Raw genomic sequence first — 18,635 nt, 5'->3', positions numbered from 1 at the left:
AGTTAATGCCAGCCTTACGGCTGACCAAACTCGAAGAGGAAAATCGCAAAACCCAATGCGCAAGGGGACTGTATTATAGTTAATTTATAGAGGAAAGATACGAATTTCTATTCACTGTACTATTGATATCATGACTCCATATTAAACAACCTCTAGGATCACTAACAGATCAAAAAGTAGGTATTGCTAATGACCGACAACAGCTATCATTTATCGATAAAGAGAAAACCCCTGAGAAAAGGAACAATATTTGTACGCTATTAAATCAAGCTATACATGATATCGCTTAATCAACGCTTAATTTTTGATATGTTATGATTTGTTCAGATAAAGATATTTTAGCCGTTCTCTCTTCTTCATTGGATGCTTGCGCAATTTATGATAGCGCAGATCTCCGTATTTCTTATGCAAGCACTAACATGTTAAAATTATGGAATTGTGATCACAGCGCGATTGGGCAATATCTTGAGAATTGTCTTCAACAAGAAGAATTAACGTCTTATATCCCCCTTTTGAAAAACGTTTGGGGAAATGAAAATACACAGCTGATCGACAAGATAAAGATCAAGCTCAAAACCGAACAACAATCTTCACTCCGATATACGCACACGTTTGAATATCATCCGCTCATCAATGAAAAGGGTGAAATTTATGCCATATTTAATCAAATTAGACTGATACCTGAAAATGAAGACGACACCCCACAAACGCAAGAAAAAAATACCATTGAACGAAAACTGCTACAAGATTTATTAACTCAAAAGTATACAGTAGCAGGAACCCCCTACAAAATCCCCACGAATAATTATACCTTATCACCTAAACATACCGAAGATCTCAATGAAAAGCTTAAGGATGCACTCAAGAAAATCATAGAAAGTGAAGAACATTACCATTTTGCCTTACAGTCGGCTGAGATGGGTACATGGAATTTAAATTGTAAAAATTATATGGTCAATTGGGATGAACGGACCCGGGAGCTCTTTGGTTTTGCGAAAGGTGAATATGTTCCATATAATGAGGTACTAAAATATATTCATCCAGAAGATAGGAATAGAATCGATCAAGAAGTCAAAAAGTCACTGACTTACCAAAACAAAGGTGTTTATGACGTACAATTTAGAACCATTGGAGCACAAGATCTTCAATTACGGTGGTTGCACTGTAAAGGAAGAGTATACTTTGACCAAGACCAACAACCCGAATGGTTTGCAGGCACCGCTATAGATATTACCATCCAGCATCAAGAGCATGAAAAACTTGAAGCTATTAATCAACTTATCGCCAAAAGAGATCAACAGTTTAGAATGATCGTAGAAGCCGCCGGCATCGGTATCTTTTCTATTGACATGGAAACCAAGAAAATGGAACTCAATGATCGTTGCCGTGAATTATTTGGCTTCGATCAGCGTGACAACATAAAAGAATCCGACTTTTTCGACCAAATTCTGCCTCAGTATAGAAACATCATTCATCATGTTTTTCAAGAAGTAACGCTCAAACAATCCCCTTTTGATTGTCAATGTGAAATAAAAGATAAAAAAACGGGTAAGATAAAATGGTTAAGGTCAATAGGCGGAAGTCAATTGGAATCGGATACGACAAGACTCATGATCTACGGCGCTATAATAGACAGCACCAATGACAAGGAAGAAGAAAGGAAAAAACTAGACTTTATTAGTATCGCAAGTCATGAACTCAAAACACCTTTGACCTCACTCATTGCCTATATCCAATTACTACAAGCCAAAGAAGGTACATTGAGCAGCGAAAAGCGCATGCAATATCTCCACCAATCGAATGAGCAAGCAACGCGCATGCGCGGTTTAATCGACGGCTTTTTAAATGTTACTCAACTAAATGAGGGTAAGTTAGTACTTCGCAAAAAGACATTTAACGTTTGTTCTTTACTCGATTATATTCAAAATATCTATTCTCTAAAATCTGCAAAGCACTTCATTCATTATTCAGGAGCAATAGATTCGAATTTGGAGATTATCGCCGATCGTGATAAAATCGAACAAGTGTTAATCAACTTCATGGATAATGCCATTAAATATTCGCCCAGTAATTCAACAATTACTATGCATGTGGCCATACATTCAGGTTATTTTGAAGTCGAGATCAAAGACCAAGGAAAAGGCATCAATCATAAGGATCAGAAACAAATATTCAATAAATTCTATCGTGTAAATGACGATGCAGATCGTTATGCTTCGGGATTTGGCATAGGACTGTTTATTTGCAAAGAAATTATTCAAAAACATCAAGGAGAAATTGGTGTCGACAGCCAGATCGGCCAAGGGTCAACCTTTTGGTTTAAAATTCCGGTCAGTGTATAAATAACAGCGCTAATTACCACCAATAAAATTTCCGATAGCAAAAAAAGCAACAGTTGCGAATCAAATCACAACTGTTGCTGAAATATTAATTCGTCACCTATTTCTTTTTCAAATCGGCTCCGGCAATATCTTCCCATCGATAATAATGGAATGTTTTATCGTCACTCATAACAACAAACAAGCCATGTTTGAAGGTTTCATTTAAATTAAAAGAGGTAGTTTCCGAACCATCACTTTGTGTTGCCATAACCGGCACAGTCTTCAGATATTTATGTTCGAAAGGATTGCTTTTGGTTCCTTCCCGACTAAAAACCTGAAAACGATTTGCACCCTGGTCCGACACCAAGATATATCCAGTACTGTCGGTCACTTTATAAATCGAAATACCTTCATGATCTTCTTTAAAACCTGCTGTAGCAAACAATGCCAACTGTTGGTTTCCCTTTGCTGGATCCGCATAGTATTGTTTTACGCCAACCTGTTCATCCGAATAGTAAATATACCCAAGCTCATTGTCCACCGCTATTGCCTCAATCTCTTTCTTTCCACTAAATGAACCGAATTTGCGAACCAGTGTAGCTTTTACTGAACCAGAGCCATTATCCTCCAATAAATATTGTCCCAAATAGCCTTCTTTTGGTCCATTTTTTCGTCCAACAATAGCATAGATCTCTCCTTTTGGAGAAGTATATAGGGCAATCCCCATCAGATCTCTGAATTCAGGCTCAGTTTCACCAACAAACATATCTAATCCCCCTTGATCGATCGGCTTCATGTCAGGTAGTGAAAAAATACGCAATTTATGGGTCATACGCTCTGTTGTGACAGCGATATCGACAGGTTTCCCCCCCAATACCAAACCGTAAGCGACATCGACATTGTTTGGCCGTTTTAAATTGGAAACCACTTTTTCTTTGACCGTTTTACCCTGTAAATCGTACACGAATAAAGCTCCATCGGCATCTTTATCCGTTGCTATAATCAGACTCTTGCTCGGATCGCTCTTATTGATCCAAATTGCAGGATCATCCGAATCATAACGTACAGCATCGGTCACAATAATGGGTTTAACTGAGTTTACCGTATTTGTTTGCGCATTTTTGCATGCCATTTGAAGCAGGGTTGACGCTCCAAAAGTTAGTGTTAGTATTGTTTTTAAATTTGTCATTATATGAAGTAAATTAGAATTTGGAACCAAATGCCCCAACATAAGCTGCAGGCTGAGGAGAATTATATGTCAGGCCGTTTGACATCACCAGGCCACTCGTAAAATGGGGTTTAAAAGCCAAAGTACCGGCCTTTAATGCAGGTGAATTCCCCTGAAGATGAAAATCCCAGGTTAAATCAAATATGTAATTGTCAACTGATGTTTCTAAAGGATAAGAAACAAATTTAGGATTATTCTCCCCTGCCACTTTACCTCTAACATCATTACTACCGCCTACAATATCATTTTTACCGACCTGAAACTGATCTACAGTCAATTGACCGTAGCCATAATACCAATTATTACCTGACACAGAACGGCTATCTTCTGGTTTTTTAGGATCACGCTTGACACCAAACCGTGTATTGGCAAAAAGATTATTATAAATTTCTGCTCTGACAGAGGCTTCTAACCATATGGAACCTCCTTTGGCTGTAGGTCTGCGCCACCCTGTATTGAGCATGGTATTATTATAAACAATAATATAAGCCTGCGGTGTACGGTCTCCCGAGTTGGATAGTTTTAATGCATTGGTATTTACACTATACACGAGGTTATAAGCAACATCTGCAAGACATCCGGATTTGAAATTCATCGCTTCTCCACCTGTCACCCCATTAGAAAAGAAACGATTGTTAGCGAAAATGATTTTTCCGCCTTCAATATACGTACAGTCTTCGTGAAAATGACTTACAGTACTATTTTGAACAACTAGCTTTCCGTCTGGATTTGAGAACCACAAAGCTGGCAAAGCTTCACCAGACACTTTTTTATACAAGCCCATTTTTACAGAAGTCGACGCATCCGATGTAATTGCACCACCATATTCAATGACGGTATTGTCCAAAACAAGTTCCTGGCAGCTTGGAGCGGCTAAAATTCCTCCCCATAACTTCCCAAATTCATTCGTCTTCGTCTTATATCCATCTTCAACCGTAAACTTTACAGGATTTTCAGCTGTACCTAGTGCATACAAATTACCCAAAACAACAATTTCAGGCTTATTGACTGAATCCATCAATACGGTTACACCTTCCTCAATCGTCAGGCTCTTGCCTTCGGGAATAATAATATCTCCCTTGATATGCTGCACACTCCCTTTGCTCCACACACCGGAGACCTCACCTATAGCACTTCCATCAGCATCAGAAGTATCAACATCAATATTTGCTTTTTCACAGGCACTTAGCACCACGATAAAAAACGCTAGAAACGATAAAATACATTTATTTTTCATCTGTATATATTTAATTTTTAATGATGAAGCAGATTTCACTTATCGAAAACATTGGCTTTCCAAAAAAATTCAAGCTTCACCTAAACAAATTGTTCTTAATTCACATCACACATGTTCAGATTAAAACATGTCGTGTTTTACGCGAGTCTATTATTTACTAAACGAATAACGTAAACCAAGGATATAGTTCTGTCCATACAAATCCTTTCTAATCAATGTATTTCCGCCTTCAATAAGCTTTTCGCCGATCTTCTCATTTTCGGGATTTGTTCCTTTCACATACAATTCCATTGGTGTATTCAAGATGTTGTTAGCTTTGGCAAAAATGGCCCAGCCAGCTTTAAATTTCTTCTCAATAGAAGCATCTAACTGAACAAATCCTTTTTGCCATAAATCATCGTTCAAAAATTGCGACACTGTATTGATTCGTGAGCCGGTATAAGATCCAGCTAACTGTCCTTCCCAGCCATTATTAGCATCTTTGTAAAGTAGCGATAGATTGGCCACATGTGCAGCTTGCCCATATAGCGGCCTCGTTTGATCCACGATAATCGCTTCAGGGTCCTGTGTGGTTTCATTGATTCGACGTGACATCTTGGCGGTCGTTATACGTGAATGTGTATAGGTATAATTGGCCTTAACACCAAATTTTTGGATATACTTGATATAATCAACCTCGATACCAAAGTTGTTGGCGTTACCAAAATTACCGGGGGTGTAGTATACATCCTGCTTACGAACCTCATCCGGTTGAAAGGTATATTCAATTGGGTTTTTGATTTTCTTGTAAAACATACCCACAAGAAATTGAGAGGAAGCTTCAGGGAATAATTCATACCTTAAATCGAAGTTATCTGCTAAGGCATGTTTTAAATCTGGGTTTCCTTTTTCTAAAAACTCTTCATTAACCACACTTGAGGGTACAATTTCATAAAATCCAGGTCGGTTTAACGCTCGATAATAGGCCGCATGAAGCTGTTGTTTTTCGTCCAAATGATATTTCATGGTCAAACTTGGCAGCCACTCTGTATAAATTTGAGATCCTTCTGGTCTTTTTTCTCCTGCAGGAAACAATAATTTATAATTCTGATTGGTATGCTCCATACGGATCCCTCCGATCATCTGCCATTTGTCATTCTCATAATTGAACATGCCATACAATGCTGTTGTCTTCTCACCGGCGTCGTAAGTTAATGGATTTGCGACAGCTCCAGTAGGATTGGTAACAGTTAAATTGAGATCGGTATAGCGCTGAAAATCCACGCCGTATTTATACTTTGCCTCTTCTGCCGAAGCTGGTGATAAGTTGTAGTTATTGTAAAAACTACTACGCTGTTTATCACGATACAAACCTCCGGTCGATAGCTCCAGCTTACTGTTTTCCATTGGAACTTTATAAGCTACATCCCAATAGCCTGCACGATCATTATCGGTATTCCGCTCCCAACGATAGGTTACAGGAGATTTATTCACGAGAGAAGTCCTTTTACGTTCAAAATTTTCTTCTACTCCATCCAAACTGATCATCGTATTTTGTGGCAATTGATTGCGGGCCGAAGAGAGTACTCCTGACCAACGGACATTCAGACGATTATCTAAAAAATGATGATCCCCCTGTAGGGTACCATTGTAAATTTGTTGCTGCGTTTTTCGGCTTCTTGTCACATAGGTCAGTTCGGCTTTACCAATGCTGGGATCATACTGACCATTGTATATCGTATTTACGGCATCGCGCAATTGCATGTTATTTAAATTCACATACATTTGATAAAAGCTAACCCGATGATTTGGATTAAATCGATAATCGATCTTGTTATGCAAACCTAAGCGTTGTTGCTGTTCATCATATTGACGATCGCTCTGCTCAGTAATTACTGCATTGGGATTTACGCCAACGACAGCCGATTTGTAGAAAATAGAACGACTACCTCGATGTAAATTTTGATAGCTCGCGCCCAAAATAACGCCCAATTTATCATCCAAATACCGATTTCCTATTGTCAGATTGCCGACAAGGTCTGGAAGGGGTTTTTTATAGGTATAATCTAACGCACCCTTATTAAAATCAGCAGCGGTTGCATTGTAATTCTTCCCATTCAGTTCGTAGGGAGATTTTGCCGAAGTTCCGCCTGTTGAAAAGCTTCCAAAATCACGATTAAAATAACGTTGACTGTAACCTGTTGCCAAATTTGCCTGCAGCAATAATTTAGTCGGTGCCGATTTCATAACCATATTGACAACTCCACCCACCGCATCGGCTTCCATATTTGGTGTTAGCGACTTGTAGACTTCTAAGCGTTCCAACATATCTGAAGGAAATAAATCCAAAGGCACATAACGGTATTTATTATCCGGACTTGGAACCTTTACACCATTCACTAAAGTGGTATTGTAACGTTTGTCCATCCCCCTCAGAATAGCATATTGTCCCTCGCCATTCGAATTTCTTTCTATAGATACACCCGAAACACGCTGTACAACATTTGCAACGGTGATATCCGGAGAAATCTCTATTGCACGCGCCGAAACAACATTCATAATTTGTGACGCATTCTTTTCCAAACGCCTTGCACTAGGATCATCATCCCCCCCATTCCGGCGTCCTTTTATGGTTACTTCCATTAATGTCTGTTCGGTAGACGTCAGCTGAAAAATAAAATGAGGTGTATTTTCTTTTTGAATTTCGATTTCTTTAATTAATTCGGCATAGGCCATATGCTTGATATGAACCCTATCCACACCTGCAGATAATCCTTTGAATTCAAACGAACCATCCAATTGTGTTTTGGTCGATAGCCCACGCTGTTCCAAGAATACTGTTGCACCAGCAATAGCTTCACCAGTTTGACCATCCAATACCTTACCTTTGATTTTGGTCGCATAAGCAGCGCTGACCGAAATACTGGAGGCAAGTAATACCGTTAAAAAGTTTTTCATTTTGCTTAGATTATTATGAATCTTTGATTGTTGTCGCAAAGATGGCAGCCAATTTTAATCACACAAAATATCTAGCGTTACAACAAGGAAACAAGGTAAAAAGAGCACTATACAGCAAGGAAACAGAAAGATTTAAAACGCTAATAAACAGTAGTTTAAAAACAAATTACACGCCATTAACATTCTATTACTCCTATGTTAAAAAATTATGAAATACCAACGAGATAACCCGCTAGATCCTCTCCTTGTTCCAATCTTAATTTTTTTCGCAATCGATGTCTGGCAACACGAAGGCTATCTTGTGATATGCCCAATAGGACGGCAATCTCGATATTATTCAAATTTATTTTAAGCAATGCTATTAATCGCATATCTGCGGCCGTCAAATCTGGAAATCGTTGAATAAGTTTTTCAAAAAAGCTGTGATGCACCTTTTCGAAAGTTCCCATAAATTCTTTCCAATGGATGCCCTGTGTGATATTTTCATTGATCTGCAACACCAACTTCTGCATTTGTCGTTTTTGATCCCTGCGTTCGTCCTTAACCATTCCCTTTAATTCATCACGAAGTTCTTCCAAAAATTGATTGTTACGGATTAGATTTAAAGTATGGGATGTCAATTCCTTTTGCTTGAGCGACAGTTCTTGTTTGAGCTGCTTATCTTCAAGCAACTGGTTTTTAAGCGCAATTTCTGTCAACTCACGTTCGGCCTCCTGTTTTCGCGATTCGGCGATCTGATTTTTGATCTTAATTTTCTGGCGACTATGCAATACATAGGATAATACAATTAACAAAATTAAAACCACGATTGTTCCCCACAGCATGATTAAGTTGATTCTTTTTGTTACCTGTAATTTTTCAATCTCCTCAGCTTTTTGATTCATATCGTAGAGCGCCTGAAAAAAAGCTGTATGTCGAGCACCATCTACGCTATACAGTTCAAGCACCAACTTACGGCTCTTTTCTGCATAAAAATATGCGCTATCCATCTGCTCACGCAAGGCGTAGGTCCTACTCAAATCTTTTGTCGTAGCAGCCATTTGATACACATCACCCAAATTTTCCGCCATCTGATAAGCCAATTGTGTCAGTTTGATACTTTCTGGATATTTATTGGTCTTTCTAAAAATATCGCCCATATTATTGATGACCACAATTTTTCCATAATTGTCTTTTGTTTCCGTATAGAGGGTACTTGCTTTTTCAAAATGAAAAAAAGCGCTGTCATACCTTGCAAGATCTTCATAAATACTGCCTAAATTTTCATGGATCTTGGCTTCTCCATTTTTATTACCCACACTGCTATAAATAGACAAAGCAAGATTCTGGTAGACAAAGGCGGAGTCGTAGTTAGCTTCCTTTTCAAATAAATGACCTATATTCCCTAATGTACCTGCCTCTCCATTTTTATCCCTTTCTGTTCGGAAAGAATGTAGCGCCTTGTTAAAATAAACTTTCGCTACATCATGTTGTTTGTTGAAAATATTGAGCTCCCCGATATCACTCCAATTCGAAGCAAGATGCTGTTTTGAATTTAATTGCGTATAGATTCGATCGGCTTGAAAATAGTAGTCCTGCGCCTGTCCATAATGTCCCTGATTGACACATAACCATCCAATCGCCTGTAAACAATTGGCTTGTAATAATAAGTCTTTATCCGTAACAGCTTTTGCATAACGTTTTTTGACGAGCATAATTGCAGAATCAGGATGGTTTTGACTTAATCCTCTAATATCCTTAAAGGATTCAACCTGCGCAGTCCCCGGGTGCCACAAAAAAAGCTGTATAAAAAAAAGTAGAAACAAAATAATTTTATCAGAAATCCTCATATTTAACGTAAATAATCGAATTGCAAATGTACATGAAACATGTTAACACAATATTAAATCACATAAAGCAATACGAGTTTTAACATAAGGAAGGCTGACTTATTTTTATCCGCCAAGCTCAACGATATACTTATTAAAAAAGCCCTTTTATTGACGACACACATCAATAAAAGGGCTTGAAAATAGACAATCCCAAAACCGGTTAATTACCCGATTTCAATTCAATGAGCGGAGTGATCCGTTCTAATATATCAAATGCCACCTCTGCCATTTTATTACCTTTATTGTCCAATAACGGATTAACTTCAACAATTTCAAAACAAATTACCTTTCCAGATCGGATGATCTCTTCTAAAATCAACACAATCTCCCTTGGCAAAAAACCCTTAGGTACTGGTGTTCCCGTGCCATCCGATATCAATTCACTATCCATGCTATCTACATCAAAAGAGATATAAACCATATCACATGCTTCTAGGATTTTCAATGCTTCAGCCACACAATCGGTTATTCCCCGCTGTCTCGTATCTTCCACACGATAGTTCTTAATGCCAAGTCGTTCAATGACCAGATCTTCCGGTTCTTCCGTATCCCTTACACCAAAATAAATCAAATGATTGGATTGTATTTTACCTACTGGGCCAGCTATTCGTTTTAGTTTATTCCAAAATTCTTGTGTCGATTCGTCTATTTCATTGATTTTGCATGGCAAATTATCCTCATTCAACATCGCCGCTAAAGGCATTCCATGCATATTGCCTGAGGGTGTTGTGTGCGGAGAATGAATATCGGCATGCGCATCTACCCAGATTACACCGAGTTGCTTATCGGGATAAGCGGACTTTATACCACTGATCGTCCCCATTGCGGAGGAATGATCCCCTGAAAACACCAATGGAAAATTGCCGGAAGATAAGCTATCTTCAACGGTGGAAGCTACTTGTTTGCATTGTTCATAAATCTGCTGAATATGTTTCGCAAAAGGATGATTATCATTCTGATAAATGGAGCTATTTCGAGTCGGCACATCAACAAATGGATAGTTAATGAAATATTGACTTCCTTTATTAATTGCAGCTATCTCGATGGCGTCGATGCCCAGATCTGAACCCCTAGTCCCTGCTCCTATATCCGATCTGTTTTTGATCAATTCAATCATTTTCTCCATACACTATTTCAAATTAGTCAACGATCGCTCAATAATCCCTAAGCAAGTCTCGACTTGCTCTTTTGTAATAACCAGCGGCGGAGCCAATCGAATTTTGTTACCATGTGTAGGCTTCGCTAAAAGTCCATTTTCTTTAAATTTGAGACAGATATTCCAGGCCAAATCACTTTCTTCATCCGCATCAATTACAATGGCAGTCAAGAGCCCCTTTCCTCGCACTTCTGTAATTAACGTGCACTTAGCGGCAATCTGACGCAATCCATCCAAAAACAATGCCCCCATCTGAAACGCCCGTTGCGTCAAATTTTCATCCCGTACAACATTTAACGCTTCCATAGCCACTGCACAGGCCAACGGGTTTCCACCATAAGTCGAACCATGTTCGCCCGGTTTAATACACAACATAATGGAATCATTTGCCAACACTGCCGATACCGGCAATACACCTCCCGATAACGCTTTCCCTAAAATCAGAACATCTGGTTTGCTTTGACTCTGCGCAGCATCAATATCATAGGATGCTAACATACTTCCCGTCCGAGCAATACCGGTTTGGATTTCGTCTGCAATAAACAATACATTGTATTTTGTACATAACTGTCTCACACGCATCAGATAATTCTCATCAGGAACGACAATACCCGCTTCGCCCTGAATTGGCTCAACAATAAAGCCAGCAATATTTTCATCTGCTTTGAATAACTGTTCTAGCGCATCAACATCATTATAGGGAACGAGTACTATGCCATCTAAAAAGGGACCAAATTCATGTGTTGCAGTACGATCATTGGATGCCGATATAACGGAGATTGTCCTACCATGGAAATTGTCTTTGGCAAAAACAATTTTCGCTTGATTGGCTGCTACACCTTTCACCTGATAGGCCCATTTACGACAAAGCTTCATTGCCGTTTCTACCGCTTCAACTCCCGAATTCATCACCAAAGCCTTATCAAACCCAAATAACTGACAAAGCATTTCTTCAAAATCGCCCAATTTATTATTATAAAATGCTCTCGATGTAAGTGTCAATTTCGCAGCTTGCTCTTTTAAAGCATTTATAATTCGCGGATGGCAGTGTCCCTGATTGACAGCAGAATATGCAGATAAGAAATCAAAATAAGATTTTCCATCAACATCCCACACCATGACTCCTTCAGCTCGTTCCAATACGACTGGAAGAGGATGGTAATTGTGCGCTCCATATTTTTCTTCTTTGGCAATGAACATCTCGCCCTTACCCTGTTTAGCTACTGTACTCCTAATTCAGATTTTTTCTAATAATAACAAATATACAATATTTACTTTTTTATTGAATTAAAAATAAAATTTAACACTAAATTAGCATAAAAATATTAAAATTAACTTTTAAACCACTTTCTACAATGAATAGTATCGATGATTTTGATCTGCAGATTTTAAAATATTTAGACGAAGATGGACGGATGGCCTACTCTGCAATTGCAACAGCTATGGGCGTATCCAATACGATGATTCATCAACGAATCAACCGATTGACGGAACAAGGAATACTGGCCGGTATAAAGCCTGTATTAAATGAAAAAAAGCTAGGCTATGATTGGGGTGCTTTTACAGGGCTAAGTTTAGAAAAAGATCATGACTCGAGCCGAATTATTGAAGAACTTAAGAAAATACCAGAAGTTACAGAATGCTATTACATTACGGGCAATTACACGCTATATGTAAAAATTATTGCTAAAAACCACGAACATATGCGACAATTACTCTATGAAAAAATCGATAGCATTCCAGGAATTGCAAAAACAGATTCCCTTATTGAATTAGGCTGTGCTTTCAAACGTAATATTATATTCTAGTACAATAAAACATTCATGGGATCCTGAACCTCTATTTCAGGGTCTCCACACTACTTACCTATATTTGCCAATTCTTCTTCTGTCCAGTAGATCAATTCGCGCAAAACATATACATTTTCATAGCTTCCCAATCCATCGATGTAGTCCCACAAATCACCTTCAACCTTCACTGGTCTTCCATGATGAAGTATATCATACCCATTATCTAACCAATTTTGTATCTGCTCTTTATCCATCGTTATTAAAACTTATTGTTAATTATCTTTAAAATGACTATATCAAATATAATATATTTTACGATGGCTACCCAAAACTGTTTCAAAGAAACAAAAATTTCAACAACTTTTTGACATAGTGTCTATCACTCTTCAAGAAGTTCTCGTGCTAATTGACAAATTTTAAAAATAAAAAAAGTATATTCGTATAACATCAAATATCATTATTATGGCAGATTTTTTCTATGTTGGATTAGAAGGTGAAAACGAATTGCTCGAACTGGTGGCTGTATCTACGATTCAATCCCTCCTCTATTTTCAGGATGCCGATCAAGAGGATTTTACAACAATAAAGACCGCTATTGATCAAAATTTTATTGTCGAAGAAGATCTAATCACTGTAGCAGACACCCTCCGATTGGATCAATCTATTGTGCGCTTTACTCCGGGCAAGCCCAATTATAAAGATTAATTGCATACTCAATCATATGGGTAAATAACTATCAGTAAAGCAATTAAATCAAGATAATTAGTAAAGAAAATAAGTAAGGAAATAATGAAGGTAGTTTTAATAGGTGGTTCTGGCGCTACAGGAAGAGCGCTCGTTCAATTGATGTTAAAATCTAAGGAAATTACGGAAATCGTTGTGCTTTTAAGACGTGTCTCGTTTGAGGAGCATATTAAATTGAAACAGGTTATCGTAGATTTTGAAAATCTAACGGATTTTGAGCAAGTGATACAGGGCGATGTCGCAATTTCCTGCCTTGGCACCACATTAAAAGACGCAGGCAGTAAAGATGCACAATGGAAAATAGATCATGATCTTAATTTACAATTTGCGGCATTGGCTAAAAAAAATGGTTTTCCTACCTTTCTCTTATTATCGGCTGTTCTTGCGGATCCTGCATCAAAAATTTTTTATAACCGCATGAAAGGAAGCCTTGAACAGGATGTTAAGGCACTTGATTTCAATCGGCTTATTATTTTCCAGCCTGGAGGGCTAATCCGACCAAATACAGATCGCTTGGGTGAAAAAACAGCCATAGCTGCCCTCCGTATCTTTAATACAATAGGATTATTCAAAACATACGAGCCTCTTTCAGTAGGACAAGTTGCTATGGCAATGTTACAGGCGATCAATCATTACACAACAGGTATCCATACTGTAACCGTGAAAGATATCCAGAAATTAGCAGCAGAAACCAGTTGAAACAAGTAAAAAATAATTCATAATATTGAATTAACAGTAAGCTAATCCTAAGGCTGTAATTTGTGTTTTTTTAAAATAACAACCATTCAAATGAAAAAACACGTTTTATTTCTGTTTCTCCTCGTTTTTGTACATGTTTTCCCCTCTTTTGGCCAAGAAGTAAAATACATCTTTTATTTAATTGGTGATGGCATGGGCCTCAACCAGGTTAATCTCACCGAAATTCATCAAGCTGAAGTACAGCATAAAGATAATCCCATCCCACTTGTGTTTACCCAATTTCCTCATGTTGGATTTGCCTCCACACATTCACTCTCCAATGGCGTAACGGACTCAGGCGCTGGAGGTACCGCATTAGCCGTTGGAAAAAAAACCAAAAATGGCGTTATCGGTATGGATAGTACAGGAACTATCCCCTATAAGAGTATAGCTTATGCCGCAAAGCAAAAAGGAAAGAAAGTCGGTATTATTACAAGCGTCAGCATAGACCACGCTACCCCGGCTTCATTTTATGCGCACCAAGCAGACCGCGACATGTATTATGAAATCGGTAAAGAAATTGTCACTTCCAATTTTGACTTTTTTGGCGGATCCAATTTTCTCAAACCCGAAACAACATTTGATCATAAAAAGGCGCCATCGCTTTTCCCCATATTAGAAAAAGCCGGCTATAAAGTGCTTAAAGGAAAAGATGCTTATGCACAACTACCAAATAAATCAGATAAGATCATATTGATGAATTCAGATGGCAGTCCTATAGATGCCCTTAAATATGCCATAGACCAAAAGCCAAGTGATTTAAAATTGGCAGATATCACATCTGCAGCTATCACTTCACTGCATAAAAACAATACAAATGGTTTCTTTTTAATGATTGAAGGTGGAAAAATTGATTGGGCATGCCATGCAAATGATGCGGCTACAACGATTCAGGAAGTATTGGATTTCAATGCCTCCGTACAACTCGCCTATGATTTTTATAAAAAATTCCCAAATGAAACACTTATAGTCGTTACGGCGGACCATGAAACAGGAGGATTAGGTGTCGGTAATGGAAGTTCTTCGCTGAAAACAAAATTCTTGTCCCACCAAAAAACCTCGCATGCAGAACTTTCGAACGCAATTGGCAACCTTCGTAAGAATAATCCAAATGCAACATGGGACGATCTCAAGAATCTCATTGCTGCTCAAACTGGTTTATTTTCCAAAATTACAATCCATGAAACTGATCGTAGTGCTTTAGAAGCTGCCTATCAAAAAAGCTTTGTCGATCATCAAAATGAAACCGCAAAAAGCCTTTACGCAAGCGACGACAAAATAGCCGCATTGAGTATTTCAATCTTAAATCGGATGGGATCAATAAGCTGGGCCTCTAACAACCATTCGGCCGCCTATGCACCGGTATATGCGATCGGAGTTGGCTCCGAGCAATTCAGTCAGAAAATGGATAACACAGATATACCAAAGAAAATCGCTACAGCAGCACAACTTAGTTTGGACTAAACAAAAAAAGATCCTCAAGAAATCTTGGGGATCTTTTTTATGAGCCTCTTATCGGAATCGAACCAATGACCTACTGATTACAAGTCAGTTGCTCTACCAGCTGAGCTAAAGAGGCTTTTTAAAGAAGTTTAATGCATGTTGCTTAAAAGAGCCTCTTATCGGAATCGAACCAATGACCTACTGATTACAAGTCAGTTGCTCTACCAGCTGAGCTAAAGAGGCGTTACTTCTTTTCAATCTTACAACGTCTGACCGTTTTAAGATGCTGCAAATATCGAAAGCTTAAACCAAAAATGCAAGTCGATTTCAAGAATTTTATACCCTGTTATGCCAATTATTTAAAAATCAAGCGCATTATTTTCAATAACTGAAAATTTGTCATGATTCAATAAAAAATATTGCCATTTTTTCCGAAGTATGGCTTAAAAACCGAATGGCACTTCAATTGTTATAACCAATATGTATCAACGAAACTTTAAATAAGAGAATAAAAATGAATTTTAACAACTATACAATTAAAGCCCAAGAGGCTATACAAAAAGCATCCGAAATTGCGGCTGGCCATCAACAACAGGCGATTGAGACAGCGCATATTTTAAAAGCTTTACTCACAGTGGATGAAAATGTTGTCAGCCACTTATTAAAAAAGTTAAATGTCAACATCAGCTATCTCGGAACTGAACTTGACAAACAAATTGAAGGTTTTCCGAAGGTTAGTGGTAGCAATATTTATTTAAGTAGCGATGCCAACAATGCACTTCAGAAAGCACAGGGCTATCTCAAAGAATTCAATGATGAATTTGTCTCGGTAGAGCATTTATTATTGGGTATCCTGGCGACCTCTGATAAGACCTCAACATTACTTAAGTCACAGGGCGTTACAGAAAAAGACTTAAAGACCGCCATAAAAGAATTGCGCGGAAACAGTCGGGTAACTGATCAAAATGCGGAGGCCACCTATAATGCTCTGGGGAAATATGCACGAAATTTAAATGAATATGCCGAATCCGGCAAATTGGATCCTGTTATCGGCCGTGATGAGGAAATTAGACGGGTGATGCAGATACTCTCCCGTCGTACCAAAAACAACCCAATACTCGTTGGTGAACCTGGGGTTGGTAAAACGGCTATTGCGGAAGGTATTGCTTACAGAATTATAAAAGGCGACGCACCTGAAAACTTAAAATCTAAGATTGTATTTTCCTTAGATATGGGCGCTTTGGTTGCCGGAGCTAAATATAAAGGTGAATTTGAAGAACGTCTAAAAGCGGTTGTAAAAGAAGTTACCGATTCCAATGGAGACATTATACTCTTTATCGATGAAATCCATACATTAGTGGGGGCTGGTGGTGGTGAAGGCGCAATGGATGCGGCTAATATCCTCAAACCGGCGTTAGCTAGAGGTGAACTACGTGCAATTGGAGCGACAACCTTAAACGAATACCAAAAATACTTTGAGAAAGATAAAGCATTGGAGCGCAGGTTCCAGAAAGTTATGGTTGAAGAACCTGACACGCAAGATGCCATTTCCATTCTCCGTGGCCTAAAAGAACGCTACGAAACACACCATAAGGTACGCATTCTGGATGAGTCTATCATTGCTGCAGTGGAATTGTCACAGCGCTATATTGCCGATCGTTTTCTACCAGATAAAGCGATTGATTTAATTGATGAGGCAGCATCCAAATTGCGCCTTGAAATGGATTCTGTACCGGAAGCTGTCGATGAGCTTGAACGTCGTATCATGCAATTGGAAATTGAGCGTGAAGCTTTGAAACGTGAAAATGACGATAAAAAAGTCGCAGAACTGTCGGAAAGTATCGCTAATCTATCTGCAGAAAGAGATACGTTGAGAGCATCGTGGCAAGAAGAAAAGAGTCTTGTTGACAATGTCAATCAAGAGATTGAGAATATTGAAAACTACAAACTCGAAGCTGAGCAGGCCGAGCGTTCCGGAGACTATGGAAAGGTAGCAGAACTTCGTTATGGACGAATTAAAGAAGCGCAAGAAAAAGTGGACAAACTAAAGGCTGAACTCGCCGAAAAACAAGAAAGTAAGCGTATGCTCAAAGAAGAAGTTACTTCAGAAGACATTGCTGATGTTGTTGCAAAATGGACGGGAATACCTGTGAGTAAAATGATTCAATCAGAACGCGAAAAATTACTGAATCTAGAGGAAGAGCTTCATAAACGTGTCGCCGGTCAGGATGAAGCAATAGAAGCTATTTCCGATGCCATTCGTCGATCACGTGCTGGATTAAATGATGCGAAACGACCAATAGGATCGTTCATATTTTTGGGGACTACTGGAGTCGGAAAAACCGAACTTGCAAAAGCACTTGCCGAGTTCTTATTTGACGACGAACAATCCATGGTTCGTATTGATATGTCGGAATATCAAGAACGACACGCAGTGTCTCGTTTAATCGGAGCGCCTCCGGGATATGTCGGCTATGATGAAGGCGGACAGTTGACTGAAGCAGTCCGAAGAAGACCTTATTCTGTTGTTTTGTTAGATGAAATTGAAAAAGCTCATCCCGATGTATTCAATATCCTATTGCAGGTATTGGATGATGGCCATCTTACAGACAACAAAGGTCGTACGGTAAACTTCAAAAACACCATTATCATTATGACCTCCAATACGGGGTCAACCATTATACAGGAGAATTTCAGTCATCTGACCGATGATAATAGGGATGAAATTATCGCCAAAACACGCAATGAGGTCTTCGATCTTTTAAAACAGTCGATTCGCCCCGAGTTTTTGAACCGTATCGATGAAGTGATTATGTTTACGCCATTAAGTCGAGACGAAATTGGAGATATTGTTCGTTTACAATTTGCACATGTTCAGAAACAGCTGGCCGAACAAAATATATTCATTACGGCTTCTGATGAAGCAATGGATTGGTTGGCACAGCTTGGTTATGACCCAATTTATGGGGCTAGGCCACTAAAACGTGTTATTCAAAAACGAATTTTAAATGAATTATCAAAGGAAATTTTATCCGGAAAAGTAAATCGCGATTCGATTATTCGTCTGGATGTATTCGACGGTAAATTTGTGTTCATCAATAAACAAGAACAATAAAAAAAAGAAGGTCCGATAGTACTATCGGACCTTCTTTTTTTTATTGTTAATTTTT

The 18,635-nt window shown here is 38.5% G+C and carries 13 protein-coding genes and 2 tRNA genes; 6 read left to right on the top strand and 9 right to left on the bottom strand.

The genetic code is table 11. The features are described from left to right. Window positions 1-314 precede the first annotated feature (314 nt). Complete coding sequence (locus tag L1283_RS14345) at window positions 315-2,342, top strand: PAS domain-containing sensor histidine kinase (protein WP_115048769.1); 2,028 nt, start codon at window positions 315-317, stop codon at window positions 2,340-2,342. A 97-nt stretch (window positions 2,343-2,439) separates the two neighbouring features. Here L1283_RS14345 and L1283_RS14340 read toward each other — a convergent pair whose 3' ends face one another. From L1283_RS14340 to rocD, 6 genes are all read right to left on the bottom strand, one after another. Continuing rightward, window positions 2,440-3,453, bottom strand: coding sequence for a phytase (locus L1283_RS14340; protein ID WP_115049586.1), 1,014 nt, complete (start codon window positions 3,451-3,453; stop codon window positions 2,440-2,442). Window positions 3,454-3,523: 70 nt separating this feature from the next. Then, window positions 3,524-4,786, bottom strand: a complete 1,263-nt coding sequence (locus L1283_RS14335; RefSeq protein ID WP_115049587.1) for a right-handed parallel beta-helix repeat-containing protein — start codon at window positions 4,784-4,786, stop codon at window positions 3,524-3,526. 150 nt (window positions 4,787-4,936) lie between these two features. Then, entirely contained in the window at window positions 4,937-7,723 is a 2,787-nt protein-coding gene (locus L1283_RS14330) for a TonB-dependent receptor (protein WP_333886911.1), read from the bottom strand. Window positions 7,724-7,929: 206 nt separating this feature from the next. Beyond that, window positions 7,930-9,498: a tetratricopeptide repeat protein gene (locus L1283_RS14325; RefSeq protein WP_429626275.1), complete on the bottom strand. Its 1,569-nt coding sequence runs from the start codon at window positions 9,496-9,498 to the stop codon at window positions 7,930-7,932. Between the two features lie 256 nt (window positions 9,499-9,754). Next, a complete protein-coding gene (locus L1283_RS14320; protein ID WP_159726582.1) occupies window positions 9,755-10,720 on the bottom strand; it encodes an arginase in 966 nt (321 codons plus the stop codon). Window positions 10,721-10,723: 3 nt separating this feature from the next. Beyond that, a complete protein-coding gene (rocD, locus tag L1283_RS14315) occupies window positions 10,724-11,950 on the bottom strand; it encodes an ornithine--oxo-acid transaminase (protein WP_429626274.1) in 1,227 nt (408 codons plus the stop codon). A gap of 155 nt (window positions 11,951-12,105) precedes the next feature. On the opposite strand from rocD, the gene L1283_RS14310 reads away from it, so the two are divergent. Further along, window positions 12,106-12,558, top strand: a complete 453-nt coding sequence (locus L1283_RS14310; RefSeq protein ID WP_088161676.1) for an Lrp/AsnC family transcriptional regulator — start codon at window positions 12,106-12,108, stop codon at window positions 12,556-12,558. A 50-nt stretch (window positions 12,559-12,608) separates the two neighbouring features. On the opposite strand, the gene L1283_RS14305 is transcribed toward L1283_RS14310, so the two are convergent. Further along, complete coding sequence (locus L1283_RS14305) at window positions 12,609-12,794, bottom strand: hypothetical protein (RefSeq protein WP_046673540.1); 186 nt, start codon at window positions 12,792-12,794, stop codon at window positions 12,609-12,611. 208 nt (window positions 12,795-13,002) lie between these two features. Between L1283_RS14305 and L1283_RS14300 the strand changes: the two genes are divergently transcribed. From L1283_RS14300 to L1283_RS14290, 3 genes are all read left to right on the top strand, one after another. Further along, window positions 13,003-13,245, top strand: a complete 243-nt coding sequence (locus L1283_RS14300) for a hypothetical protein (protein WP_088161677.1) — start codon at window positions 13,003-13,005, stop codon at window positions 13,243-13,245. 84 nt (window positions 13,246-13,329) lie between these two features. Further along, entirely contained in the window at window positions 13,330-13,983 is a 654-nt protein-coding gene (locus L1283_RS14295) for an NAD(P)H-binding protein (RefSeq protein WP_088161678.1), read from the top strand. 90 nt (window positions 13,984-14,073) lie between these two features. After that, window positions 14,074-15,486 carry an alkaline phosphatase gene (locus L1283_RS14290; protein WP_429626273.1) on the top strand — a complete coding sequence of 471 codons (1,413 nt, stop codon included), beginning with the start codon at window positions 14,074-14,076 and terminating at the stop codon, window positions 15,484-15,486. Between the two features lie 42 nt (window positions 15,487-15,528). Here L1283_RS14290 and L1283_RS14285 read toward each other — a convergent pair. Beyond that, a tRNA-Thr gene (locus L1283_RS14285) sits at window positions 15,529-15,601 on the bottom strand. A gap of 34 nt (window positions 15,602-15,635) precedes the next feature. Beyond that, a tRNA-Thr gene (locus tag L1283_RS14280) sits at window positions 15,636-15,708 on the bottom strand. A 271-nt stretch (window positions 15,709-15,979) separates the two neighbouring features. Between L1283_RS14280 and clpB the strand changes: the two genes are divergently transcribed. After that, on the top strand, window positions 15,980-18,580 hold the full coding sequence (gene clpB / locus L1283_RS14275) for an ATP-dependent chaperone ClpB (protein ID WP_075992745.1): 2,601 nt from the start codon (window positions 15,980-15,982) through the stop codon (window positions 18,578-18,580). Window positions 18,581-18,635 lie beyond the last annotated feature (55 nt).

Source organism: Sphingobacterium sp. HSC-15S19 (assembly GCF_050433745.1).
GTDB lineage: Bacteria > Bacteroidota > Bacteroidia > Sphingobacteriales > Sphingobacteriaceae > Sphingobacterium > Sphingobacterium siyangense.
The sequence above is the reverse complement of the archived record's forward strand: the minus strand, read 5'-3'. Positions and strand labels throughout refer to the sequence as shown.